The sequence below is a fragment of the Hydrogenimonas cancrithermarum genome (assembly GCF_030296055.1).
Classification (GTDB): domain Bacteria; phylum Campylobacterota; class Campylobacteria; order Campylobacterales; family Hydrogenimonadaceae; genus Hydrogenimonas; species Hydrogenimonas cancrithermarum.
Genome location: NZ_AP027370.1, coordinates 758674 through 782043, shown reverse-complemented (window position 1 = coordinate 782043; position 23370 = coordinate 758674). Strand labels below are relative to the sequence as shown.

The 23370-nt window shown below is 50.3% G+C and carries 21 protein-coding genes and 1 tRNA gene; 5 read left to right on the top strand and 17 right to left on the bottom strand.

Annotated features, from left to right (window positions below; genetic code table 11):
- Positions 1-58: 58 nt before the first annotated feature.
- The 7 genes from QUD54_RS04010 to brxC all read right to left on the bottom strand — a co-directional run bounded on the left by QUD54_RS04010 (position 59) and on the right by brxC (position 9894).
- Positions 59-1720 carry an Eco57I restriction-modification methylase domain-containing protein gene (locus QUD54_RS04010; RefSeq protein ID WP_286337672.1) on the bottom strand — a complete coding sequence of 554 codons (1662 nt, stop codon included), beginning with the start codon at positions 1718-1720 and terminating at the stop codon, positions 59-61.
- Between the two features lie 50 nt (positions 1721-1770).
- Positions 1771-2412, bottom strand: a complete 642-nt coding sequence (locus tag QUD54_RS04005; protein WP_286337671.1) for an uS10 family ribosomal protein — start codon at positions 2410-2412, stop codon at positions 1771-1773.
- 35 nt (positions 2413-2447) lie between these two features.
- On the bottom strand, positions 2448-4220 hold the full coding sequence (gene pglX / locus QUD54_RS04000) for a BREX-1 system adenine-specific DNA-methyltransferase PglX (protein WP_286337670.1): 1773 nt from the start codon (positions 4218-4220) through the stop codon (positions 2448-2450).
- Positions 4221-4232: 12 nt separating this feature from the next.
- The gene (locus tag QUD54_RS03995) at positions 4233-4727 is read right to left on the bottom strand and encodes a hypothetical protein (protein ID WP_286337669.1); all 495 of its coding nucleotides are present in this window, start codon (positions 4725-4727) and stop codon (positions 4233-4235) included.
- A gap of 151 nt (positions 4728-4878) precedes the next feature.
- Entirely contained in the window at positions 4879-5928 is a 1050-nt protein-coding gene (locus tag QUD54_RS03990; protein ID WP_286337668.1) for a hypothetical protein, read from the bottom strand.
- A gap of 5 nt (positions 5929-5933) precedes the next feature.
- Positions 5934-6329 carry an ORF6N domain-containing protein gene (locus QUD54_RS03985; RefSeq protein WP_286337667.1) on the bottom strand — a complete coding sequence of 132 codons (396 nt, stop codon included), beginning with the start codon at positions 6327-6329 and terminating at the stop codon, positions 5934-5936.
- Between the two features lie 73 nt (positions 6330-6402).
- On the bottom strand, positions 6403-9894 hold the full coding sequence (gene brxC, locus QUD54_RS03980; RefSeq protein ID WP_286337666.1) for a BREX system P-loop protein BrxC: 3492 nt from the start codon (positions 9892-9894) through the stop codon (positions 6403-6405).
- A 364-nt stretch (positions 9895-10258) separates the two neighbouring features.
- Here brxC and QUD54_RS03975 point away from each other — a divergent pair, with 364 nt between their 5' ends.
- Positions 10259-10447, top strand: a complete 189-nt coding sequence (locus QUD54_RS03975; RefSeq protein ID WP_286337665.1) for a tyrosine-type recombinase/integrase — start codon at positions 10259-10261, stop codon at positions 10445-10447.
- 55 nt (positions 10448-10502) lie between these two features.
- Here QUD54_RS03975 and QUD54_RS03970 read toward each other — a convergent pair.
- The 9 genes from QUD54_RS03970 to gyrA all read right to left on the bottom strand — a co-directional run bounded on the left by QUD54_RS03970 (position 10503) and on the right by gyrA (position 18971).
- A tRNA-Asn gene (locus QUD54_RS03970) sits at positions 10503-10577 on the bottom strand.
- A gap of 62 nt (positions 10578-10639) precedes the next feature.
- Positions 10640-11593 carry a radical SAM protein gene (locus QUD54_RS03965; RefSeq protein ID WP_286337664.1) on the bottom strand — a complete coding sequence of 318 codons (954 nt, stop codon included), beginning with the start codon at positions 11591-11593 and terminating at the stop codon, positions 10640-10642.
- Positions 11590-12612 carry a uroporphyrinogen decarboxylase gene (gene hemE / locus QUD54_RS03960; protein ID WP_286337663.1) on the bottom strand — a complete coding sequence of 341 codons (1023 nt, stop codon included), beginning with the start codon at positions 12610-12612 and terminating at the stop codon, positions 11590-11592. Before hemE ends, QUD54_RS03965 begins: the two co-directional genes overlap by 4 nt.
- Positions 12612-13130: a YqhA family protein gene (locus QUD54_RS03955; protein ID WP_286337662.1), complete on the bottom strand. Its 519-nt coding sequence runs from the start codon at positions 13128-13130 to the stop codon at positions 12612-12614. The genes hemE and QUD54_RS03955 overlap by 1 nt, the downstream gene beginning before the upstream one ends.
- Positions 13127-14155: an aspartate-semialdehyde dehydrogenase gene (locus QUD54_RS03950; protein WP_286337661.1), complete on the bottom strand. Its 1029-nt coding sequence runs from the start codon at positions 14153-14155 to the stop codon at positions 13127-13129. The genes QUD54_RS03955 and QUD54_RS03950 overlap by 4 nt, the downstream gene beginning before the upstream one ends.
- Before the next feature lie 142 nt (positions 14156-14297).
- Positions 14298-15443, bottom strand: a complete 1146-nt coding sequence (locus QUD54_RS03945; protein WP_286337660.1) for a sigma-54-dependent transcriptional regulator — start codon at positions 15441-15443, stop codon at positions 14298-14300.
- 14 nt (positions 15444-15457) lie between these two features.
- On the bottom strand, positions 15458-15847 hold the full coding sequence (locus tag QUD54_RS03940) for a hypothetical protein (protein WP_286337659.1): 390 nt from the start codon (positions 15845-15847) through the stop codon (positions 15458-15460).
- Positions 15823-16353: an LPP20 family lipoprotein gene (locus QUD54_RS03935; RefSeq protein WP_286337658.1), complete on the bottom strand. Its 531-nt coding sequence runs from the start codon at positions 16351-16353 to the stop codon at positions 15823-15825. Before QUD54_RS03935 ends, QUD54_RS03940 begins: the two co-directional genes overlap by 25 nt.
- 137 nt (positions 16354-16490) lie before the next feature.
- A complete protein-coding gene (gene gyrA / locus QUD54_RS03930; protein WP_286337657.1) occupies positions 16491-18971 on the bottom strand; it encodes a DNA gyrase subunit A in 2481 nt (826 codons plus the stop codon).
- A gap of 220 nt (positions 18972-19191) precedes the next feature.
- On the opposite strand from gyrA, the gene QUD54_RS03925 reads away from it, so the two are divergent.
- The 4 genes from QUD54_RS03925 to QUD54_RS03910 all read left to right on the top strand — a co-directional run bounded on the left by QUD54_RS03925 (position 19192) and on the right by QUD54_RS03910 (position 22607).
- A complete protein-coding gene (locus QUD54_RS03925) occupies positions 19192-20442 on the top strand; it encodes an ammonium transporter (RefSeq protein WP_286337656.1) in 1251 nt (416 codons plus the stop codon).
- A gap of 16 nt (positions 20443-20458) precedes the next feature.
- Entirely contained in the window at positions 20459-20797 is a 339-nt protein-coding gene (locus QUD54_RS03920; protein WP_286337655.1) for a P-II family nitrogen regulator, read from the top strand.
- A 234-nt stretch (positions 20798-21031) separates the two neighbouring features.
- Positions 21032-22210 (top strand): ammonium transporter, encoded by a 1179-nt coding sequence (locus QUD54_RS03915; RefSeq protein WP_286337654.1) that lies wholly within the window; start codon positions 21032-21034, stop codon positions 22208-22210.
- 58 nt (positions 22211-22268) lie between these two features.
- Entirely contained in the window at positions 22269-22607 is a 339-nt protein-coding gene (locus tag QUD54_RS03910; protein WP_286337653.1) for a P-II family nitrogen regulator, read from the top strand.
- Positions 22608-22685: 78 nt separating this feature from the next.
- Here QUD54_RS03910 and QUD54_RS03905 read toward each other — a convergent pair whose 3' ends face one another.
- Positions 22686-23324, bottom strand: coding sequence for a DedA family protein (locus QUD54_RS03905; protein WP_286337652.1), 639 nt, complete (start codon positions 23322-23324; stop codon positions 22686-22688).
- Positions 23325-23370 lie beyond the last annotated feature (46 nt).

The following is a 23370-nucleotide window of genomic DNA, read 5'->3' as shown; positions in this document are numbered from 1 at the left end:
ATCCCTTGTTTCGGTCTTTTTGAAAAGACTCATTTTTGCAGGACAAACGCCACTACTTTTACCACAACCCCTTGATTTCTCTATTTTCATCCAAGTCTGAAAGAGAAATTTTGAAATATACACCAGTTGAATCTTTTGTTGGTTTTGTTTTCTGCCAAATGGTTGCGGATGTTCCAAAGGCTATACCCATTACCATATTGTCTAAATGAGCCATTGTTTTTATTGTGTATTTTTTTAATAATTTGGTCCGCAATTTTTCATAACTACTTAAAAACATCCAACTTTGCATCGTAATTAAAGCTGTATAACCATTTTCTTCCGTAAATTCCAGACACCGCTCGATAAAGGCGGCGAAAAGGTCGGCTTTGGAATCGGGGTAGTGCTTTTTCACGAAATCGCCAAGCTCCTTGTTCATCCCTTTGCTGCCCATATAGGGCGGGTTGGTCACGCAAACATGGTAGCGGGAGGCGAGCATCTCTTTTTGCAGCCTGTACTCGGGGCTGGAAGTGCCGAAGACCCCTTCGTCGAACTCCTCGGCTTCCTTGTCGATGGTCAGCAGGGATCCGACATTCTTGATGTCGGCGAAGAGTTCGCTGCCGAAATCCTGCAGCTCGATGATGTTGGGCCTCACCTTTTTCCGGAAAAAACGGCGGTGGTACTCTCTGGCCTTCATCGTCAACGCGAATGCCGCCAGCGACGCCGCCCGTTTGTCGATATCACAGCCGTAGAGGTTGCGCTCCAAAATGAGCGCCGGGATCTCCGAAGGGCGGTACCCCTCCTCTTCGTAAATGGCCGCGAGCAGGTCGAAGGCGTAGGTAAGCATATGCCCCGACCCGCAGCACGGGTCGATGAGGCGGATCTTTTCGGGAGAGTCGATGCGGATGAAATGTTCGCTCTCCTCCTGCTCGATAAAGTAGCGCATCCTATCTTTGAGCTTCGAGTCTGGCCGGTTGCGCAGCCACAGCCGCCCCAGGGAGTTTTCCACCAGGTATTTGACGATCCAGTGGGGCGTAAAGAGCTGGGTGGCGGCGGGGATATTTTGGGGCGTGACCTTGCGGTTCTTTTTGAGCGCGGCGAAGACTTCGTCTTTTTTTTCGGCGTTGTAAAACTGGTAGATCCACCCGATGATCTCCACATCTTTACAATCCTCTTCCCCCATCGCCTCCACAACTTTGGCCCGCACCGACGCGGATGAGAGCAGGTCGGAGGGCATCAGCAGTTCGGTGTAGTCCTCGGCTTCTTCGAACATGAAGGGCATCAGCTCGTGATAGTGGTGGCAAACAGCCAGAAAAAGCATGGCATACGCTTCGTTCTGCGGATCGTCGGCGGCTATCTTGCCGTCGAGCAGCGCATAGAACTTCTCTCGATCCAACGGTAGGTTTTCATCGATGTTCCCCGCCTTCGCTTCTGCGAAGATTTCGGGCTGGGTCTCTCCCGCTTTGGGCGAGACGGCCATCGGCTGGTTGATACCCGCCGCATCCATGTACCGCAAGGCGATGAGGCGGTTGGCCCAGAGGTACGCCATCTGTTCCACCACCTCCTCTTTGCCCTGCCGCTCTATCGCCTTTTCGAGCGCCGCCAGCTCTTTCGTCTGCCCCCGGTATTTCGCCGGCAACGACGCTTCGTCGAAGCCCATCAGATAGTCGATGCGCCCCAGCACCTCGCCCATCAGCTCCCGGCGCAGCTCCACGGCGAAGCGTTTGAGTGCCGATTTGTTCATTCTTTGTCCTTCATTATTTTTTAACCGATATTACAACGCCATACATTACATTACTCGATACTCATCTCTATGTTTCCGGGTACATCCATTCGGAAACATTCAAGATTCATTAAATTTTCAAAAGAGGGAATTTTGATAATGCGACGATATGTTCTTATATCACCTTTCTGTTTTGCAGGGTAAAGGTGGGGACCTCTGAAAGAGATATTCTGACGAACCAGGCATTTACAAAACTTTTCGAGATATCTGTCCAGTATTCTGACATCGTTGCTTTTGAATTTAATAGTGACGTCCGATGCTTTAGATTTGACCAAATTAAATTTCTTTTTTTTACCATCGTAACCCGCTTTTTTGAGATCTGACTCCAAATTTTTTATCATTCGGTCTTGCTCTTTTTTATGTTTCTCCCAACACGGATGGACCACCCAGGGAGATCCCAACTTTTCAAGCAATACAGCATCCCCATTGCCATTTGTGTGGAAAAAAACTCTTTTCCCGCACCACCAGCAGTCCATCGTACAGGTAAATTTATGCCCCAGTTTCCAAATAGACCAACCGGCATTGTTTGAATTTTGACAAAAATGCGGCCCACCGTTTCCAAATTCATAAGCTTTCCATACGCCAAACATTTCAACCATATTAATGAGCTTGCCGCACTGATTACAAAAAGTCGGAAAGGTTCGATTTGACACTTTAAAGCTTCTCCTTCTCTTTCAAAACAGCGCTATCATTTGCACAGGCTTTTGATGGGCCACAAGATTTCTTTGAAGCGGCAGTAGTTCACCTTGACCCCGTCGTCGAGGTCTATTTCGATGCTTTGGGCGGCGTAGTGCGAGAGGGCATCATTGTCGAACGCCCGCAGCTCTTTGAGCGCTTTTTCGATGCGGGTGATCTCCTTTTGCGCCGCTTTTTTGTCGCGGGCGCTGCTGCTCTCGTCGAGCGCGACACGCCGGGCGTCGGCGAGTTTCGCTTCGAGTTTCGCCATGTACTCGTGCAGGTAGCCCGTCTGGATGCGGGCGAAGATGTCGGGGCGGTAGCGATGCATGTAAAAGAGCGCGTTGAAGGCGTGCTTGGGCGAGCTGACCATCCAGTAGATGGGACGCTTTTTGTAGCGTTTGATGTGATCTTCGTAAAAGTCTTTGACGAAATATCTGCGCAGGCTCTTGCCCAGTGCCTCTTCGACGAAGCGGATGTTCTCTTCCAGGTACTCCTCGCCAAACGCCGCTTTCAAAAAGGCGTGAAAACGCCCCACGATGTCGTCGTCGAAGTAGTCGTCTTCGAGCACAGGGATGATGTTGTCGTCATCCGCTTCGAAGGTGGGATGAGAAATGTCGAACTTCGCATTCGCCTCCTCGAGGCTCACCCCCATATCGGCGATGTGCAGCCCCACATGATCGAGGCTGTAACGGTCAAACATCACCCCCACGGCGTAGCTGACCAGCTGCTTGACGATTTCATCTTTTTGAAAGATCAGCTCGCCGTCGATGATCTTGGCTTCGTTTTTGAGGATAGTGATGTCCTCCAGCGGGACTTCGGGGGTGAGTTCGTCCTGAAGACCGTAAATGTCGATAAAGAGGCGGTTGAGTTCTTCTTCATTGGTATGTAGCTGAAAAAACTTCTCTCTCCAGTACTCGCAGTAGGCGTTGTAGGCATCCTCCAACTTACAACTCTCCGCTTTTAAGACTTCGTTTTTCATTCGTATCAACTCGTTGATACGAAAGTCCCACGAGGTTTCGCGGCTGTCCCACTCTTCTTTGGAGATATCGATATTTTGTTGGGTGAGTTGGTTTATAAATTCCTTCCTATCATTATTTTTTGGAAACATTATAGGAACTTTAGATATTGTTCCTGATTGAAAGTTTATTGTTGGATTCAATATTTTAATAAAATTATCTATAAGCTTTGAATTCATCAATGACAGATAATATCTTATGGCATTTTTACTTGCAAATGCAGTTGGACATCCTGAATTAAAAACATATCCATTTGGGATGTATCTGACAGCAAACTTTCCTGAACTGACTCTTGACCAGTTAAATCCCTCCGTAAAATAAAACTGCCTATTAGGCAGATGGTTTCCAGATTCCAACAGTAACTCATAATTTACTTTATCAAAAGCCAACACACTCTCTAAATTTCCGTACCATCTTCTAAAATCACCACCTTTTGTGTGTCCAACCCATTTTTTATCCTTACTATAAAAATCATCAATCGATACGCTATCAAAAGAAGTTTTATCAAAACACACTTCAAACCAATATCTAACAAAATATTCGTTATCTCCTGTATCAAGACCTACACGAGAATCAACAAAATCAGAAAATGGTTTTGCATTTTCAAAGATACTAATTATATTTTCGCTTAACCAGTAAGCAATAGGACTCCCCGGAATCTTCTCGAAATCCTCCTGCTTCGCTTCATATCGGTTGGCAGGGTCGAAAAAACCCCGCTCTTTCTCTTCGCTACTTTTGTAGTCGGTCAGGCGGATATAGGTTGGCATTTTAGTTTATCCTTATTTTTTATCTACCATAAGCATCAAAAATTTGTTTGCGTATTTAAAATTATTGTTTTGTTCATATAGTTTTGATACATCTTTTTCACCATGAAGTAAGTTGTTGCGAAGTCTAAAAATAATTCTTAATAAAGCCTCTGTTTTTTCTTCATATGACGCATTTTTTCTTTTTTGCAAAGCATAAGTCACAAATTCTTTGTCATCATTTGAATTAAATTTAAAATTTATAAAAATTTCTTTTATATCACCGTTTTCATACGTATATCTTTCGTAAAAATAGTTCCATATAAGACTTATTTTTCTTTTAACGGACAGAGTGATATTTTCCATTAGCTTTAATGCCAAAATACGGCTATCAGATATTTTTGCATTGTTTCTACACACTTCATCTTCAAAAATACTCCATATCAATCCAAAATATAAAATACTTTGTATTTTTGTACTTTTCAATTCTTGATAGGAATATTTATTCATTATCCATTTTGCTTCATTCATTTATCGACCTAATGTTTTTCATTTCTGCATATTTTCCCAAGCTGGAGCTCTGGAACGAGAGAATAAAAATCTCACATCTGTTTTTCGGACCAAAAAACCTCACTCTTTTTCCTCGCTATTTTTTATAGTCAGGCAGATGTAGGTGGACATGTTAATTTTCCTTATAATTAAACAATAGTGCTTTTTCTGAACCAAATTCAACAATCACTTTAGGATGCAGTACTTTTTTAGATTCTTTTGACTTTACAGTTACTTCAAATTTTATTTCACCCTCTTTTAACAATATAAGATTTTTATCAAAAATATCTGCTTCATCACCCACATGTAAGTTTCTTAAAGCAGCAAAACAATACTTTTCTGTGATTTCCAATCCTTTTCTAAATGCGTTTGGAACTGTAATTTGGGGTAGTATTGAATGTAGATCCCTTTGAGTCATAAAAGAATTAAATGAGGCATTAAGTGAGGTAGAATTAATTAAATCATTAATTATTTTTTTTGGTTTCTCTGGTTCTTTTGGTAAATTTGGTATAAGGCTATATAAATTCATATCATAATTAAAAATGTCATTTTCTTCAAAAACCTTATTATCATTACAACATCGAATTTCAATTTTAATTTCTGAATCCGAAATAACCCCAATATTTTTTATAAAAAATTTAATTTTATAAAATTTTTCTTTATATTCTTTGACATGTTCCATTATTTCTTTTTTACAATTTTCCGTATTATTGATGATTTCTACCAGATTTTTCTCATAGTCTTTCAATTCCCTGTTGTACTGCTCAATAGTTTTGTTTGTTTCAAAAGAAGATAATATATTCTGAATATTTAAATCATAGGATCTGGCCATTTGAGAAGGAATTGTTTCCAATCGCTTCTGTGCATCTACTTTTGTAGTATCAACTATTTTTGTTAGTTTTTCTTCTTGAAAGTCAATTGGCGTCAATATTGCTTTAACTTCATAATTTGTCGGTCCATCCAACTTTTTTTCCAAAGTTTTTCTAAGCAAATATTCTTTTAAATAAATTTGATAACTCGCGTATATAAAAGCAACTACAGGGAAACCAATTATTATGTATTTCGGGAATTGATAATTAAATTTCAAATATGTATTTAATAAATCATATAAAGCAGGAATAAAACCTAAATAAATAATCCATTCTTTGAATATTTTTGTAAAATATATACTAAAATTTTTCATTTATACTACAACCTCTTTCCCCTCATCCATCGTCTTAAGAACTCTTTCCCCAATACTTCGAGATACGCCTCCATCTCTTTACAGATTTTAAACCGTACGGCACTGAGCATTGAAACGCCCTGCTCTGTGAATGCATAGGGAAGATAGCGCCTACCCCCATGTCGCTTGCTATTTTGGCTTGAGGTTCCATTTTGGTACCTCAAGTTGTCAAACTCCTCTTGTGTCAGTTGAAATCTGAAATGCTCGGGGAAACGCTTGAGGTTTCGGCTGACTGCCTTGTTCAACTGTTTGGTTTCAACATTATATAAAAGCGCAAGGTCACTGTCGAGCATCACCTGCTGGCCTCTTATGGTAAAAATACGATTTTGAATACTCTCTTCACTGACGATCAACTCATGCATCGACCCAAACTCCCAATATCTATTCTTCAATATATTTCATAATTTTATGAAACGCATTTCATAGCGATCATGCCTACACCACAATCTCTTTCCCCTCATCCACCGCCTCGAGCAACGCCTTCTCAAGCGCCGCAAGATACACCTCTACCTCTTCACGGCTTTTAAGCCGCCCCGCACGGGGCATCAGCTCGCGAATGGCGATGCGCCGAACGGGTGTTTGCGCTTTGCCGCTCTCCTGGGCGAGAAACTCGTCGATGCGGTCGAGCGCTTCGAGATAGAGGGTTTCGAGCTCCGAGACTTTCTGGCGGATGGCGAGGATGCTGCCGCTTTGCTCGATGAAGCTTTTGAGCGCCAGCAGGGGTGCGAGCACTTCGTGCTTCTGCTCGACGCCGCTTTTTTGGGTGAGTCGGTCGAACCCTTCGGCGCTTTGGACGCGGGCGATGGTCTCGTCCACTTTTTGCAGGGCTTCGCTGCGCACGCTTTCGAGTTTCTCACCAAGTCTGGCTTTGACCTCTTCGAAGGATTGGCGGGCGGTGACCAGCTTGTTTCCGCGGTAGGGCTGCTCGTCGGCGGCGATGGCGAGCAGGTCGTTGACCCTCAAATCGGCCAGTTCCAGCAAGTTGTCCCGCTCCACTTCCACGAAGCGTCGGATCTGCTCGTAGATGGCGAAACGGTCGGTTTTGAGAAACTCGGTGACGATGGGGTCGATGATCTCTTCTTTGGCATCCAGGAGGTCGTCTTCCATCTCGAGGATCTTGTCGAAAAAAGCGTCGGCGCTCAGCTGCGCGGCACGGTGCACCGCGGCGATGGCATCGCCCAGCTCTTTGGCGAAAGGGTAGTCGGCGTAGCGCTGGCGGTAGCCATGCAGTTCGGTTTCCAGTTCATTCAGCGCACGGTGGGCGGCTTCGTAGATGTCGCGGGGCTGGGTAGGCAGTGAAAGAGAGGGGATGAGCTCTTTGAAAAGGTCGCGAACGTCCGAGATTTTACGGACATCCACCTCTTTGACCGGTTCCACGAGGGTCGAGGCGAAACGGTTGGTCTTGGTCAGGGCTGCGACGGCGCCCGCTTTGTCCAGCGGCGCGTTGTCGCGCAGTTCGATCTTCTGGCGGGCATAGAGCGAGGCGAGTATGCCGCATACCGCCGCCCGGTACCAGCCGTAGGGACGCTTGCCGAACTCATCGATCAGCGCGGCGACACTCGGGCTTTTGAACTGCCGTTTCTGGCGGGTGATGAAGCTCAGCATCTCCTTTTCCGCCTCGCTCATCGTCTCTTCACCGCCGCCATAGAGGTCGTCGGCGCTGTAGATGATATTTTTGACATCTTCTTCTTTGTAGACGCGGCCCAGCATCGAAAGGCTCGGAAAGAGCGTCTCCATCGCCCCAAGCAGCGCTTTTTCGACGCGGTTTCTCGGCTCACTGCCGGGGATGTCGAGCTCTTTGCCGTTGAAAAAGAGGCGGCCCTCCGCCATCATCTCCCTCAGCCGCTCGATGATCTGGGTGCGGCGCTTGTTGTTCTGCTCCGCTTTGACGGCCAGCAGCGCCTGTTCCGTGGCGCTCAGCGATGCGGAGTGTTTTTTGGGAATGTAGATTTTGGTCTTGAGGAAGAGCTCCAGGTCTTTGCGCAGGGTGGTGTCGTCGCCGAGGTAGAGGATGACATCGCTGTCGGCGATGGACTTCGCCACCAGGCGCTCGTCACTCAGATCGCCGCTATAGAGCGGTGTGAGGATGTTGAGCCCCAGCTCCTCTTCGTGCCCTTTGAGGATGTGGTCATCCATTTTGCGGGCGAAGGGGTAGTCCCACCCGCTTCGAGGGTCGCGTACCTTGGCTTTGCCGATGATCTCGTCGTAGATCCATTCGTAAAGCTCTTTGGTGAGTTGACGCTCCTCCACTTCGGTCGCCTTGATTTCGTTTTCCATATCTTTTTCGCTGTCGGTGAGAAACTCGTAGACATCCCCGACTTTCTGGATGTAGATCTGGTCTTCGAGGGTATTGAGCGCTGTCTGTACCCTTTGGCGCAGGGTTCTGAGGTCGGTGTCGAACCGGTCGATGAGCAGGGTCGTGACGTTGTCGACATTGGATGTGAACTCCTTGACATACTTGACCATGAAGAGGGTTTTGAGCACCTGCAGGGCGAAAGGGTCGTCAAGATTCTCGCTGGCGCGGTTGATGTCGCTTTGAATCTCCCCCTTGATGGTCGTCTGCAAACCGTCGTAGAAGCGGTCGAAGGTGACCAGCGTCCCCAGTTCGGCATCGGCCACCGACTGCACGACGAGCTGGAAGACCCCCAGCATCGAACGCTCCCCCACTGACTGGTGGCGCCCCTGGAAGGCGCTGTTGCGCGAAAGGCCGCGCAGGGCGCTTTTGAGCAGGTCGAACTGATAAGGGACGAATGGGTAGACGGCGGCGAAATGCTGCGGGCTCTCGTAGCCTTTGTACTGGGCCGAACCTGCGGTGAAGCGGATCTTGGAGCGGAGGTGGTTCTCGATCTTGGCGTAGAGCGCCGTAAGATCGCTCTGGGCGGCGTCGCTCTTTTGAAGCAGACGTTTTTGGATGACCTCGTTGGCGTTGGCGCTGGAGAGGTTGATCTTGACGGCGAAGCGCCCAAGAATCTTCGAGAAGTCGTTGGCCACCCGCATACTCCGGTCACCCACCAGCGCCTCGATCTCCTCCTGGCTCGTCACCATGACCCACGCCTGCCCTTCGCATTTTGTGGCGAGCGTTTCGACGATGGTCTGGAGGTTGAGCATGAGGTCGGTGTTGTCGCCGATGTACTGGCCTATTTCGTCCACCATGAAAAGAAGGCGGTAGTTTGCCGGTTTGGTGTCGATGTAGGCTTTGACCTCGTTGGCAAAATCTTCGATGGAGAGCGCGTAGTTCTTTTCGTACTGGTCGATGAGCTCCTCGGCGTTTTCGACGCTGATGTTCTTGACCGCCGAGAGGGCTTTGGCGAAGTTGTCGGCTTCGAGAAAGATGGTCTCGCGCCCATCCTCCCAACTGATGCCGGCATACGCCATGAACTTCTCTTTGAACGCCTCGAAAAGCCCCTGTTTGTCCAGATCGCTCTCGAATTTGGCGAGATAGCCGAACTTCGCGTAGTAGCCACGGTGTTCGTTGAAGACTTTCATAAAGACTTCGAGCAGCTGTTTCTCCCGCGCGCCCGCACTGGCGTCGGCTTTCTGGTCGATGTTGAAAAGGATCGTGTCGCAGGGGATGGAGATGGCCTTTTCGATGTTGCTTTTGAGCTCGAAGTCGTCGATCTTCTCCATAAAGATCTCACCCACTTTTCTTTCGTGCAGCCTGCGGTTGGCGAGGATGTAGGAGAGAATCTTGAGCAGGTGCGACTTACCCGACCCGAAAAAGCCCGAAATCCAGACACCCACATTCTGCGTGGGCCGTCCGATACTTCCGGCGTACTCCTGGAAAAACATGTCGAGCTTACGGTCGAGCTCTTTGGTGACGACATACTCCTCCACCTCCTGCTCAATGGCTTCGGGCGAGAGATTGTCGGCTTTGATGACCCCTTCGATATTGCGGTAGATATCTTTTTTGAAGAGCGTTTTAATCACGACACAGTCCTTGAACTTCTTATTAAATCTGTACAGATTATAACTTTATTTTCATCTTTCTAACGATTTTATGACAAGAAATGAAATATAGTATTTAATTCATATTAAACCATTCTTTTGCATCTATGTCGACATTTTTCAAAAAATCCTTTTGTGCCAACATTTACATATCTAAAATGATATCCAAATGATTGAGATTTTACGCCCTATTGATATCATCGTTCCGCTTATACCTTATCTGATCCAGCAGCATCAGCGGACGTGATTGGCTCAGAGCTATCTTTCTCAGTAAAAAAAGGAATGAATCTATGATATCAAGAGAGCACCAAATACACATTGGAAAAAGCTTTTGAAAAAATCTGGCATGAAATATCGCACTATTTACCAAATGTGTCACACTTTTGCGACTTTAATGATTGAGCATGGAGAAGATGTCTTGTGGGTAGCAAATATGCTTGGGCATACTGATCCATCAATGACATTGAAAATGTATGCGAAGTATCGAAAGAGAGAAGAAAAAGAGAGGGCAATATTTTTAATGGATACAGCTTGACACACTTGTAAAAATATTTTGTTGGAAGTACCGAAAATAGGGGACTCAGAAAGAATGGCTCCGGATGCTGGATTCGAACCAGCGACCAAGTGGTTAACAGCCACCTACTCTACCGCTGAGCTAATCCGGAACATTTGAGGGTTGTGATTGGGTCAATCACGGCGGAAATTATAGTCTAAAACCTTTGCTTTGTCAAGAGTTTTTCACTTTTTGTTTTGAAAAATCCGTACCGTAAAATGTAACTGCTCCGACTTTTTTGGTTTCGATCTTTTTTGCGGCGAGAAGTCTTTGGAAACGTTTCAGGCTCTCTTCGTCGAAGAGGGTCTCGATGTCCTCCATCGTCAGGGGGCGCTTTTGGAGTGTCGAGACGATCTCTTCGTCGCTGAAGCTTCCCTTCGCCTCTTTCGCCTTGTGGCGGCTGGCGATGTGGATGGGCAGGCTCGGATCGAATTTTTGGGCGATTCGATGAAGTTCCGCGTAGCTGAGCGGTTCGATGGGATAGGCCGGAGGGCGATCGACGGTACCGATGTCGATGCGGTCGGCTCCAAGTGTCGGCAGGATGCGATTGAAGGCTTCGATCTCCCTGTCGGCGGTATTGATGCCTTTGACCATCAGGATCTCGAGGACCATTTCGCCGTTGTAGATGGTACGAAAATTTCGGATCCCTTCGACGATCGCCTGTAGGTCGACCGATTCGACGGGGCGATCGAGTTTTTTGAAACATTCCGGCGTGACACAGTCGAGCGAAAGTTTGACCGTGTCGAGCTTGGCGAGTGTTCGCTGGATCTCGGGCCGGTGGATCGTCGAAGCGTTGGTCAGGATGAGTGTTTTGTAACCGTTTTTGATGGCATCGATGCGATCGACCAGTTCATCGAGAAACGGGTAAAGGGTCGGTTCTCCGTTGGCGGTGATCGTAATGACGTCGATATCGGGATGCTCTTCGAGTGCCGACGTAAGCTCCGTGACGATTTCATCGACAGATGGAGGGTTTTCGATCCTGTCGACAGGTTTCGAAGCGGCCAGTTCACAGTAGAGGCAGTCGTAGTTGCACTGTTTTTTCCCGGGGCTCAGGTCGATCCCCAGCGAAGTGCCGAAGCGTCTCGAGGGGATCGGCCCGAAGATCGTTCTATATTTCGCCGGTTTCACTTCTTTCGGGTAACCTCATGGACGAGGTCGACGAAATATTTGGCGTTTTCGACCGGTACGTCGGGCAGGATGCCGTGGCCCAGATTGAAGATATGGCCTTCGTTTCGCATCAGTTCATAAAGCGACGTGACACACTCTTTCGTCGCCTCTTTGGAGTAGAGGCGGCAGGGTTCCATGTTGCCCTGCAGGACGTAGCGCTCTCCGAGCTTCTCTTTCGCCAGTGCCATCGGTGTGCCCCAGTCGACGCCGAAAACATCGAAATCCCCGTCGATATCGTCGAGGTAGGCACCGATCCCTTTGGGGAACATGATGATAGGGATATGCGGATACTTGCCTTTGATGTGTGCGGCGATCTCTTTCATATAGTTCCAGCTGAACTCGAAATATTTCGGCTTCTCCAGCGCCGCCGCCCAGCTGTCGAAAATCTGTACGACGTCGACGCCCGCTTCGATCTGCTTTTCGAGGTAGAGTTTGACGACTTCGGTCACTTCGCGAAGCAGGGCATGTACCAGTTCGGGCTGGGTGTAGATCAGTTTTTTTACGATGTTGTAGGTTTTTGTGCCGCGTCCTTCGATCATATAGGTGATGAGTGTCCAGGGAGCACCTGTAAAGCCGATGAGCGCTTTGTCCTCGGCAAGACGCTCCCGGACGATTTTAATCGTATCGTAGACGTAGCCGAGACGTTCGTGGGCGTTGGGCTGGAGGCGCTTCAGGTCCTCCATCGTACGGATCGGATCGCTGAAAACGGGCCCTTCTCCCTTTTCGAAGGTCAAGTGCATTCCCATCTCCAGAGGAATGACCAGGATATCGCTGAACAAAATCGCGGCGTCGACACCGATGATGTCGACAGGCTGCAGCGTCACTTCCGCCGCCATCTCCGGGTTTTTACAGAGATTCAGAAAGTCGCCCGCTTTCTCGCGGACTGCCATATATTCGGGAAGGTATCGGCCCGCCTGGCGCATCATCCAGACAGGGGTGTAGGGGGTCGGTTTACGAAAACATGCATCGGTGAAAATCATCAGTGGTTACCGCCTTTGTGTAGGAAATAGAGCCCCAGGGAGAGTGCCAGAATCGCTCCTGCGAAGTAGAGCATCTCCAACGGGGACGAGTAATGGGTGTAGAGCGCTTTTTTGAAGAAGCTGACCACGAGGACCATGACGATCACTTTGGCGAGCTTGTCTTTCAGTTCGTCGAGGGTATGGATCTCGAGAATCTTCGAACCGCTGTGGACATCTTTCGCCGGATCGATTTCGGAGATGAAGAGCTCGTAGACGCCGAAACTGAAGATCAGCATGACGATCGCCATCAGATAGAGGTCGACGGCGCCGATGATGACGCCGACCAGCTCTTCATGGAAGTGCTCGGGGTGTGCGTGGCTGAAATAGATTTGGAACGTTTTGACGACGATGCCCCAGATATCCGTACTCGCCACGACGAAAAGGGCGATCGCGCCGAGCATACTGAAAATGACGGCAAGAAGAACGAAAAGCCGTCCGTTCCAGAGGGTCGTTTCGAAGAGCTTTTCCAAAAATTTCATTCCGTCTCCATTTCGATCCATTTGAGGGCGATTCTGACGGCATTGGTCGCCGCACCCACGCGAAGGTTGTCCGCGACGACGAACATATGCAGGACATTGGGGCGGTAGATGTCGCTGCGGATACGTCCGACGAAGGTTTCGTTCTTTTCGACGCAGAGCACCGGCATCGGATAGACGCTGTTTTGCGGATCGTCCATGACGACGATGTTTTCACCTTTGGCGATCACTTCGCGTGCCGCATCGGCATCGACGTCGCGTTTGCAGGTGACGGTGACGCTCTCGGCATGGCCGCGCAGTGTCGGAACGCGTACGCAGGTCGCCGCGACTTCGATACGCTCATGCATGATTTTATTGGTCTCGTTGACCATCTTCATCTCCTCTTTCGTGAAACCGTTGTCGAGGAAGACGTCGATTTGCGGGATGACGTTGAGGGCTATCTGATGGGGAAAGCGCTCTTTCGGGCTCTCTTCCAGTTTGAAGGTGAAAAAGGCCTGCATCTGTTTGACGAGCTCCTCCATCGCGCTTTTTCCGGCACCCGACGTCGCCTGATAGGTGCTGACGTCGATACGCTCGATGCCGTAGGCATCCTGAAGCGGTTTGAGTGCCTGGACCATCTGGATGGTCGAGCAATTGGGGTTGGCGATGATCCCTTTTTCACGCCATTTGGCGATATCTTCCGGGTTGACCTCGGGAACGACCAGCGGAACCGCCGGATCCATGCGGAAGTGGCTGGTGTTGTCGATGACGACGGCACCCGCTTCGACGGCGAAGGGGGCGTATTCGGCGGAAACCGAACCGCCGGCACTGAAAAGCGCGATGTCGATCTCTTCCTCTTCGAAGATGGTTTCGGTCAGCTCCTTGACCGTAACCTCTTCGCCTTTGTATTCGACCGTCCCGCCGGCGCTTCTGGCGCTTGCGAGCGGAACGAGCTTCGCGACGGGAAAGTCGGCCTCTTCCATGACGCGGAGCATCTCCTCACCCACGGCGCCGGTGGCGCCTACGACAGCTACATTGAATTTACGCATGGTTTCTACCTCTGATTTTATGGAAATTACGCGATTATAGCGAAAAAGGGATTAGAACCCATCTCGAAAACCCCCGTATGCGGCAACAGCGACGATTTTGTTACGAGTCGGGGCGGAAACGGGGCGGGTGCAGCGAAGAGGTTCAGATGCGTGCATCGAGAAAGAGATCCTCTTCGGTGATGAGTTCGCCATCGGAGAGGATGGCGGCCCGTTCGACGACGGCGATCAGTTCCCGAATGTTGCCGGGCCAGTTGTATGCCATCATCCTGTTTTTCGCATCTTCACTGAAACTTTTCGGCGTGAAGCCATACTTGGCAATTACATCCTCCAGGCTCCGTTCCGCAATCGGAATGATCTCGTCGGCCCGTTCCCGCAGCGGCGGAATGACGATGGGGATCGTCGCGATACGGTAATAGAGATCCTCTCTGAACTCTTGTTTTTGCATTTTCGTTTTGATGTCGGCGTTGGTGGCTGCGACGATACGGACATCGACGGGAATCCCTCGGGTCGATCCGAGCCTGTGGATGATCTTCTCCTGCAGGGCGCGGAGCAGTTTGGCCTGAAGGTGGTAGGGCATTTCGGCGATCTCGTCCAGAAAAAGCGTGCCGCCGTGCGCCGCTTCGAACTTGCCGATCTTCGCCTCGATCGCATCGGTGAAGGCACCCTTTTCGAATCCGAAAAGTTCGCTTTCGATCAGGTTTTCCGGAATCGCCGCCATATTGACGGCGACGAAAGGTTTCTCGCGTCTGGGAGAGTGCTCGTGAATCGTTTTCGCAAAGAGCTCCTTTCCGACGCCACTTTCTCCCAGCAGCAGGATCGCAGCGTCGCTTCTGGCCGCTTTGTAGGCCAGGTGGAGGCTTTTTTGGAGCGCTTCGGAGTTGCCGTAAAAAATGGAGCTGTCCGATGGCTCTTCGTTCGTTTTGGCTTTTGGAATGCGTGACCTGACCTTCTGGCTTCGCCGTATCGCTTCGACGAGTGTTTCGACTTCGAACGGTTTGGTCAAAAAGTCGCTGACTCCGAGCCGTATCGACTCGATGGCACGCCCGAGTGTGGCGTTTCCGGTGATGATGATGACGTCGAAACGCCCCTCCAGTTTTTCGACGAATTCGATGCCGTCCATGCCCGGCATATTGATGTCGGAGATGACGAGGTCGTAGCTCTCGTCTATCTTTTTGAGTGCTTCTTTCGCGTTTCGGAAGGTTTTGACTTCGAACTCGTCGTAATCGCCAAGGGCGATTTCGAGAGATTTTCGCATATTGATATCGTCTTCGACGATGGCGATTTTCATCGGCAGTTACCTGTTTATGGTTGAATTTTCTTTATGATAACCAAACCATCGTTAAAATCGACTTGCAAAGGGGTGGGAGGCAGTATAAGTTCGATCGACTCGCGTGTTCGTGCCAGATCGGTGTAGCGCTCCTGCGATTTGAGCAAAACACCGTGGCGAAAGAGACATTCGAGCAGTAGTGTTTCGTTCTTCTTCGACCAGGCTTGAAAGGAGTTCGTTTCGCTTTCGAAGCTGCAGATGGTAAAACTCTTTTTCCGAAAAGGGGCCATGGCACGGCTGATAGAGAGATGTTCGTCGACAATAGTGAAATCTTTCGTGCGAAGTCGGTAGGAGAGGTAGTAGTCCCCGGCCAGAAGCGCCGAGGAGAAGAGGAGTGCGATCAGCGTGCGAGTCGGGCGTACCACTCTTTTCCGTTCATCGTCACTTCCATTTCGACTTCGCAAAGTCCGTCTTTGAATTTCGTATCGAGTATTCTGGCGTTTCGGATCATCGCATCGATCTGTGTGCGGACGGTGGATCGGCTGATCATCATGTTACGGATCAAGTCACGTCCTTCGACACGGACGCCACAGATTTTTTCGCCGAGCTGTCGGTAGGCGTCGGCGATTGCGGCACGCTTCGCCAAAGCCATCGCCTGTGCAGGAGAGACGGTATTGACGGGAGCGACACCTTGCCCTACGACTTGGAAGTGAACGGTGTTTTGTGCAGAGAGTGTGCATGCGTCGAGGTTCCGGGGTGTTTTCATCGGTTCGATTTTCTTCACTTTCGGTGCCTGAACGACCACAGGAGGTTTGGAACTCTCTTCGGCCGATTTTACATCGGTACGCTTTTCGACTTTTGGCGTAGGGCAGCTTTCCGCCAAAAGGGTAACGGATGCGAGCAGAAGGGCAAACAGTGACCATCGTTTCATAGAGGTACTCCTAAAATAGTTTCATAGGTTCAAGCAAGAACCGTTCCCAAAATGTTGCAAGAGCGATGAAGCGAAGCTCCTTCGATGCATCGCCTGGACGTATCGCTGTGCCCTTGGCGCCTGATTTTCAAAAGCTTTTACTGCTCCTCTGCCGGCTGTTCCAGAATCTCTTCATCGGCTTCCTCTTTCGGGCAGCTGGCGATGGAGTTGACTTTGTCTCCCGCTTCGAGGGCGACGATTTTGACGCCACTGGTGTTACGGCCCGCTTTTCGGATGCTTTGCATGTCGACGCGGATCATTTTTCCTTTCTGGGTCAGGACCATCAGGTCTTTGTTCTCGTCGACGATGACGACACCGACGGCATCGCCGGTCTTCGGTGTCAGTTTCATCGCGACCACGCCTTTGCCACCTCGGCTTTGGAGGCGGTATTGTCCCGCTTCGGTTCGTTTGCCGATCCCTTTTTCGGCGACGGTCAAGAGCTCCTGCTCTTCGTCGCGAATCGTGGTGGCTCCCACGACGTGGTCTCCTTCGATTTTGAAGCGGATCGCCGTAACGCCGCGTGCGGTTCGGCCGATCTCCCTGGCATCGGTGACCGGGAAGCGGATGCACATTCCTTTTTTGGTCAGGACGAAGAGCCATTGGGTTTCGGGCAGGACAATTTTCGCCGTGACGAGCTCATCGTCTTCGTCGAGCGTAATGGCACGCACCCCGACGGAGCGGATATTTTTGAATTCGCTCAGGTTCGTACGTTTGACGATCCCGTTTTGCGTGAAGAAGGCGAGCGATTTGTTTTCGTCGAAATCGGTTGTCGGTATGATGGCCATGATGTTCTCTTCCGGCTGAAGCTGGATAAGGTTGACGACCGCCTTGCCTTTCGCCGTACGCGAGCCTTCGGGAATCTTGTAGACTTTGAGCCAGTAGAGCTGGCCCCGGTCGGTGATGAACATCAGCGTATCGTGCGTATTGGAGATGAAGAAACTTTCGATGAAGTCGTCATCGTGCGTCGTGACGGCGGTTTTCCCTTTGCCGCCGCGGTGCTGCTTCTCGTACTGTTTGACCGGTACGCGCTTGATGTAGCCCCGGTGGGTGATCGTCACGACCATCGGCTCGTTGGGGATCAGGTCTTCGATGTCGATATCTTCGTAGTCGTCGACGATTTCGGTCTGACGCGGCGTCGAGAAGTGCTCTTTGATCTCGAGGAGCTCTTCTTTGATGATTTGGCTGAGGAGATCTTCAGATTTAAGAATGTTGCTGAGTCTTTCGATCTCCGCCATCAGCTCCTGGTACTCTTTCTCGATCTTGTCGCGCTCGAGTCCGGTGAGGCGGTGCAGACGCATATCGAGGATCGCCTGTGCCTGCTTTTCGCTGAGGCTGAAGCGCTCCATCAATCCTTCGCGCGCTTCGTTGGCGTCTTTGGAAGCGCGGATGAGCGCGACGATTTCGTCGATGTTGTCGAGCGCGATACGCAGGCCCTCCAGGATATGGGCGCGTGCTTTCGCTTTTTCGAGTTCGAAGATGGTTCTTCGAATGATGATTGTCTTGCGGTGCTGGATGAAGAGTTTGAGCAGCTCCATCAGCGTGAAGACTTTCGGCTCCTTGTTCTGGATGGCGAGCAGAATGATGCCGAACGTCGTCTGCATCTGCGTCGATTTGAAGAGGTTGTTGAGGATGATTTCGCTCATCGTATCTTTCTTGAGCTCGATGACGACGCGGATCCCCTCGCGGTCGCTCTCGTCGCGCACTTCGCTGATTCCCTCGATCGCTTTATCCTTGGCGAGTTGCGCGATATTTTCGATGAGCTTGCTTTTGTTGACCTGGTAGGGCAGTTCGTCGATGACGATCACTTCGCGGTTGCCCTTCTTTTCGATATGGGTTTTTGCGCGTACCTTGATGCGCCCGCGGCCCGTTTTGTAGGCGTCCATGATCCCCTTGCGGCCGAAGATGATGCCGCCTGTCGGGAAGTCGGGCCCTTTGATATGCTCGAGCAGCTCTTCGAGCTCCGCGGCAGGGTTGTCGATGAGTACCAGCAAAGCGTCGATCAGCTCGTCGAGACGGTGCGGCGGAATGTTGGTCGCCATACCGACGGCGATTCCGTTGGATCCGTTGAGCAGGAGGTTCGGCACACGGCTCGGCAGGACGTCTGGTTCGCTCATCGTATCGTCGTAGTTGGGGATGAAATCGACCGTGTCTTTTTCGATGTCGCGCAGAAGCTCTTCGGCGAGGCGTGTCATGCGTGCTTCGGTGTAACGCATCGCGGCCGGGTTGTCTCCATCGATCGAGCCGAAGTTTCCCTGTCCGTCGACGAGGGGAATGCGCATGGAAAAATCCTGCGCCATACGCACCAGCGCATCGTAGACGGCAGTATCGCCGTGCGGGTGGTACTTACCGATGACGTCACCGACGATACGGGCACTCTTTTTATACGCTGCGCGCGACGTGACGCCAAGTTCGTGCATCGCGAAGAGGATTCGGCGGTGGACCGGCTTGAGGCCGTCGCGGGCGTCTGGCAGGGCCCTGCCGATAATGACGCTCATCGAGTAGTCGAGATAGCTTCCTTTGATGCTCTCCTCGATGGAAATTTCCTGGATATCTTCGTTCTCTTTAAACAGATCGGACATTCAAAACCTTTTGCTTTGAAGAAATAAATTTGAATGATTTTATCCAAAACATTCTTAATATATAGGTAAAGGAGGAAAGCTTGAATATGACATCTTCCATCGTGTTGATTAAAAATTAATCAATTTCCCTCTATCATCGATGATTAAAAATTTATATACTTCATTTGTCGTTTTTCCACGTAATCGCTAACGATGGAAAATAAATCAACAAGGAGATTTCATGAAGAAATGGTTGCTTGCACTGCCGATGCTTCCGGCATTGGCGTTCGCAGACGAACTCAACAGCGGCGATACGGCCTGGATGCTTGTCGCTACGGCATTTGTCATGCTGATGACCCCGGCGGGCCTGGCACTCTTTTACGGTGGTTTGACACGCAGCAAAAACGTGCTCAACACGATGGGTATGAGCCTTGCGGCGTATGCCATCGGTACACTTGTATGGGTCGTGATCGGCTATTCGATCGCGTTTGGCGATGGAGATATTATCGGTACGGGCAAAGTGATGCTCGCCGGCATCGGATCCGATGCACTCAGTGGAACGATTCCTGAGCTTCTGTTTGTCGCGTTCCAGGGGACATTCGCCGCGATTACCGTGGCGATCGCGAGCGGTTCGATGATCGAGCGCGTCAAATTTTCCACTTTCGTCGTCTTCGCGGCACTCTGGATCGTCGCGGTTTACGCACCGATCACCCACTGGGCATGGGGTGGCGGTGAAACGCTGAACTTCGGAGAAATCGACTTTGCGGGTGGTACGGTCGTTCACATCAACGCTGGTGTCGCCGGTTTCGTTGTCGCGATGCTTCTTGGACGCCGTAAAGATTATGAAAAAGCGGCCATCAAGCCTTTTTCACCGATTCTCGTCGTACTTGGTGCGATGCTGCTATGGTTCGGTTGGTTCGGGTTCAATGCGGGCTCCGAAGTCGCGGCGGACGGTACGGCTGCTTCCGCTTTCCTCGTCACCAACGTTGCGGCATCTCTCGGTGTCATCGGATGGCTTGCAGGCGAGTGGCTGGTCTTCAAGAAACCGACACTGGTGGGCGGTGCTTCGGGAGCCGTTGCGGGCCTGGTCGCGATTACGCCAGCTTCGGGTACTGCGGGTGTCGGTGGTGCGATCATCATCGGTCTGATCGGAGGATTCCTCGGATTCCTCGCGGTTTCCAAGATCAAGAAGATGTTCAAAGTCGACGATTCGCTGGATGCCTTCTGGGTTCACGGTCTGGTCGGTATCTGGGGTTCCATCGCAACGGCGATCTTTATCGCCGACTATGCGATGCCTGAAGATTACAGCCTCGGAAGCCAGCTTGTCAGCCAGCTTGTAGCGGTCGGTCTAACGATCGTCTACAGCGGTATCGTCACGGCGATCGTCTATTTTATCGCGGCAGCGGTGACAGGTGGCGGGCGTGTCGACGAAGAGACCGAAACGATGGGACTCGACGAGTCTACCCATGGCGAGCGCGCCCTGAACCTCTAAGATAGGAGTCTAGTATATGAAAAAGATCGAAGCAGTTATCAAGCCCTTCAAACTCGAAGATGTCAAAGACGCCCTCGCGGAAGCGGGCATTACCGGGATGACCGTAACCGAAGTGAAAGGTTACGGCCGTCAACAGGGGCACAGCGAACTCTATCGCGGTGCCGAGTATGTCGTCGATTTCCTTCCGAAAGTGAAGATCGAAGTGGTCGTGAGCGAGAACGATACCGATATGGTTGTCGAAAAGATTACCGAAGCGGCCCGCACGGGAAAAATCGGCGATGGGAAGATCTTCGTCAGCAATATCGATAAAACGATCCGTATCCGTACGGGTGAAGAGGACGAAGAGGCGCTCTGATTGGAGTGAACACGAAAATGTCGGTCTGCCGCTTCGCGGACCGATTCGATGGATCTCGTTCCCGGGTAGACCGGGAACCTGCTACATTTTCCATTTGTCTACTTTTTAATCAAAAAAATCTTTACTGACACCTTCGATATCAATTTTATGCCTAAAATTTACACAACCATGGACCCTATCTATTCATTTGAAGTTCTTTATAATTATGATTGAAAAACTTCAAAAGGAGATGTGATGAATGCAGGTGACCTTTCCTATATTCTCGATACCTTTTTCCTCCTCTTCGCGATGACCCTCATCATCTTCATGGTTCCGGGTTTCGCGATGCTCGAGGCGGGAATCGTACGAACCAAAAACGTCAGTGCCGTTTTGACGGTCAACACGATGATCTATGCCGTGGCGTCGATGGCATTTTTGCTTATTGGGTACCAATTGGCATTCGGTACGTGGGAGAACGACAGTGTCAGCAAGTGGGCGGCATTTTTGTTTCAGATGGCGTTCGTAGGAAAAACGGTCAACATCATGAGCGGGGGCGTGAGCGAACGAACGCGCATCATCCCTTTGATGATCTTTACCGTTTTGATGGCGGCGGTGATCTATCCGCTCGTCGTCAACTGGACATGGGGTGCCAACATGCTCGAAGGCACACTCCTCGATATCAGTTCGATGCACGATCTTGCGGGATCGACGGTCATCCACTCCACCGGGGCCTGGGCCCTTTTGGCCGCGATCATGATTATCGGACCGCGTAAAGGGCGTTATGTTGGCGATCAGATCCGCGTCATCCCCGCCTCGAACATTCCGCTGGTGACACTGGGTGCGATGGTACTCTGGATAGGCTGGTTCGGGTTCAACGGCGGTTCGGTCGGCTCGATCTCATCCAAAGAGAGTGCCGATGCCGTGGCTCTGACGATCATGAACACCAACACGGCGGGGCTGGCCGGTGCCATTGTCGCAGCGGTAATCGTCTATATTCAGTATAAAAAGTTCGATATTACGATGATTCTCAACGGTGCGCTCGGCGGCCTGGTCGCCATCACTGCCGGGGCCGACCTTTTCGATATCTATACACCGATTCTGATTGGCCTTATCGGCGGCGCGCTTGTCGTCTTCGCCGTCCCCCTCTTCGACAGATTTCGCCTGGACGATCCGGTCGGTGCGCTTTCGGTGCATCTGGTAAACGGTATCTGGGGAACGATCGCCGTTGGAATTTTTGCGGAGGATGTCTCTTTTGCAGCGCAGGTCAAAGGGGTCGTCGTTGTCGGTGTTTTCGCCTTTGTGGTATCATATATCGCCATATACGCCATCGACAAAATCGTCCGCTTCAGGGCGAGTGACGACGAACAGATGGAAGGGATGGATGTCAGCGAATGCGGTGTCGAGTCCTATCCGGAGTTCAAACGGGCATTTTAACGTCGAGGGTATACTCCTCGGCCCATCGGTCATTTGGAACTTTAAATCAGGAGAATTCATGAAAAAAATCGAAGCGATAATCAAGCCTTTCAAAATCGAAGAGGTCAAAGATGCGTTGGCGGAAGCCGGAATTACGGGTATGACGGTTAGCGAAGTGAAAGGTTACGGCCGTCAGGCGGGCCATACGGAGCTTTACCGCGGAGCCGAGTATGTCGTCGACTTCATTCCGAAAATCAAGGTCGAAGTGGTGGTCAAGGCGGAGGATGTCGAAACCGTTGTCGAGAAGATCGTCAATGCGGCACGCACGGGCAAGATCGGCGACGGCAAGATCTTCATCACCGATATCGAAAAGGTCGTACGAATCCGCACCGGCGAAGAGGATGAAGAGGCGATTTGATTTTGGTGAAAAACGAAAAGTAAAAAGCCGGTAACGACGGTGAACCGATTCGCGGACGATTTTCGACGCGAAGCGGTTTCACTCTCTACCGCTATTTTTCTCCAGCTCTTCTATGAATTTCTCTTCGATCTTTTTATTCTTCTTCCGATAATAGTAAAAGACACCTACGATCAGTATGAAAATAGCGCCTAGAATATAGTGCAGCACCTCTTCGATCTGTTCTTCGTGTTCGCCGAAGACATAGCCGAGTGCCAGCAGTACCGCACTCCATATGCCTGCACCCAGAAACGTGTAGATACTGAAGCTCAGCAGCGGCATTTTCCCGATTCCCGCAGGCAGCGAGATGTATTGGCGGATACCTGGCACAAGTCGCCCGAAGAGCGTGCTCGCCGGCCCGTACTTTTCAAAAAAGGCCTCGGTCTTCTCGACGGATTCGGGTTTCAAAAAAAGGTATTTTGCGTACTTGATGAGGAAAGGGCGCCCAAGGCGATGTCCGAGTGCATAGTTGAAAAGTGCACCGGCCAGCGAACCGCCGGCTCCTGCAATGAAGGCGGCGACAATGTTCATTTCCCCTTTGCTCGCCAGGTAACCGGCAGGAATCATTGCGACTTCGCTTGGAAAAGGGAAAAAGGAGCTCTCCAGAAACATCATGATGAAAATGCCGAGATACCCCATGGCACCGACGGTCTCTACAATCCAGTTGACGATTTCGTGCATCGATTTAACATCCTGATAACGTGATAGCGGTATAATACAATCAAAA

What these genes read in the sequence shown, in the direction of transcription:
- QUD54_RS04010 (WP_286337672.1), bottom strand. Translation starts at nt 1,720, where the DNA reads ATGAACAAATCGGCACTCAAACGCTTCGCCGTGGAGCTGCGCCGGGAG.
- pglX (WP_286337670.1), bottom strand. Translation starts at nt 4,220, where the DNA reads ATGCCAACCTATATCCGCCTGACCGACTACAAAAGTAGCGAAGAGAAA.
- QUD54_RS03995 (WP_286337669.1), bottom strand. Translation starts at nt 4,727, where the DNA reads ATGAATGAAGCAAAATGGATAATGAATAAATATTCCTATCAAGAATTG.
- QUD54_RS03990 (WP_286337668.1), bottom strand. Translation starts at nt 5,928, where the DNA reads ATGAAAAATTTTAGTATATATTTTACAAAAATATTCAAAGAATGGATT.
- QUD54_RS03985 (WP_286337667.1), bottom strand. Translation starts at nt 6,329, where the DNA reads ATGCATGAGTTGATCGTCAGTGAAGAGAGTATTCAAAATCGTATTTTT.
- QUD54_RS03975 (WP_286337665.1), top strand. Translation starts at nt 10,259, where the DNA reads ATGAAATATCGCACTATTTACCAAATGTGTCACACTTTTGCGACTTTA.
- hemE (WP_286337663.1), bottom strand. Translation starts at nt 12,612, where the DNA reads ATGATTTTCACCGATGCATGTTTTCGTAAACCGACCCCCTACACCCCT.
- QUD54_RS03955 (WP_286337662.1), bottom strand. Translation starts at nt 13,130, where the DNA reads ATGAAATTTTTGGAAAAGCTCTTCGAAACGACCCTCTGGAACGGACGG.
- QUD54_RS03950 (WP_286337661.1), bottom strand. Translation starts at nt 14,155, where the DNA reads ATGCGTAAATTCAATGTAGCTGTCGTAGGCGCCACCGGCGCCGTGGGT.
- QUD54_RS03945 (WP_286337660.1), bottom strand. Translation starts at nt 15,443, where the DNA reads ATGAAAATCGCCATCGTCGAAGACGATATCAATATGCGAAAATCTCTC.
- QUD54_RS03935 (WP_286337658.1), bottom strand. Translation starts at nt 16,353, where the DNA reads ATGAAACGATGGTCACTGTTTGCCCTTCTGCTCGCATCCGTTACCCTT.
- gyrA (WP_286337657.1), bottom strand. Translation starts at nt 18,971, where the DNA reads ATGTCCGATCTGTTTAAAGAGAACGAAGATATCCAGGAAATTTCCATC.
- QUD54_RS03925 (WP_286337656.1), top strand. Translation starts at nt 19,192, where the DNA reads ATGAAGAAATGGTTGCTTGCACTGCCGATGCTTCCGGCATTGGCGTTC.
- QUD54_RS03920 (WP_286337655.1), top strand. Translation starts at nt 20,459, where the DNA reads ATGAAAAAGATCGAAGCAGTTATCAAGCCCTTCAAACTCGAAGATGTC.
- QUD54_RS03915 (WP_286337654.1), top strand. Translation starts at nt 21,032, where the DNA reads ATGAATGCAGGTGACCTTTCCTATATTCTCGATACCTTTTTCCTCCTC.
- QUD54_RS03910 (WP_286337653.1), top strand. Translation starts at nt 22,269, where the DNA reads ATGAAAAAAATCGAAGCGATAATCAAGCCTTTCAAAATCGAAGAGGTC.
- QUD54_RS03905 (WP_286337652.1), bottom strand. Translation starts at nt 23,324, where the DNA reads ATGCACGAAATCGTCAACTGGATTGTAGAGACCGTCGGTGCCATGGGG.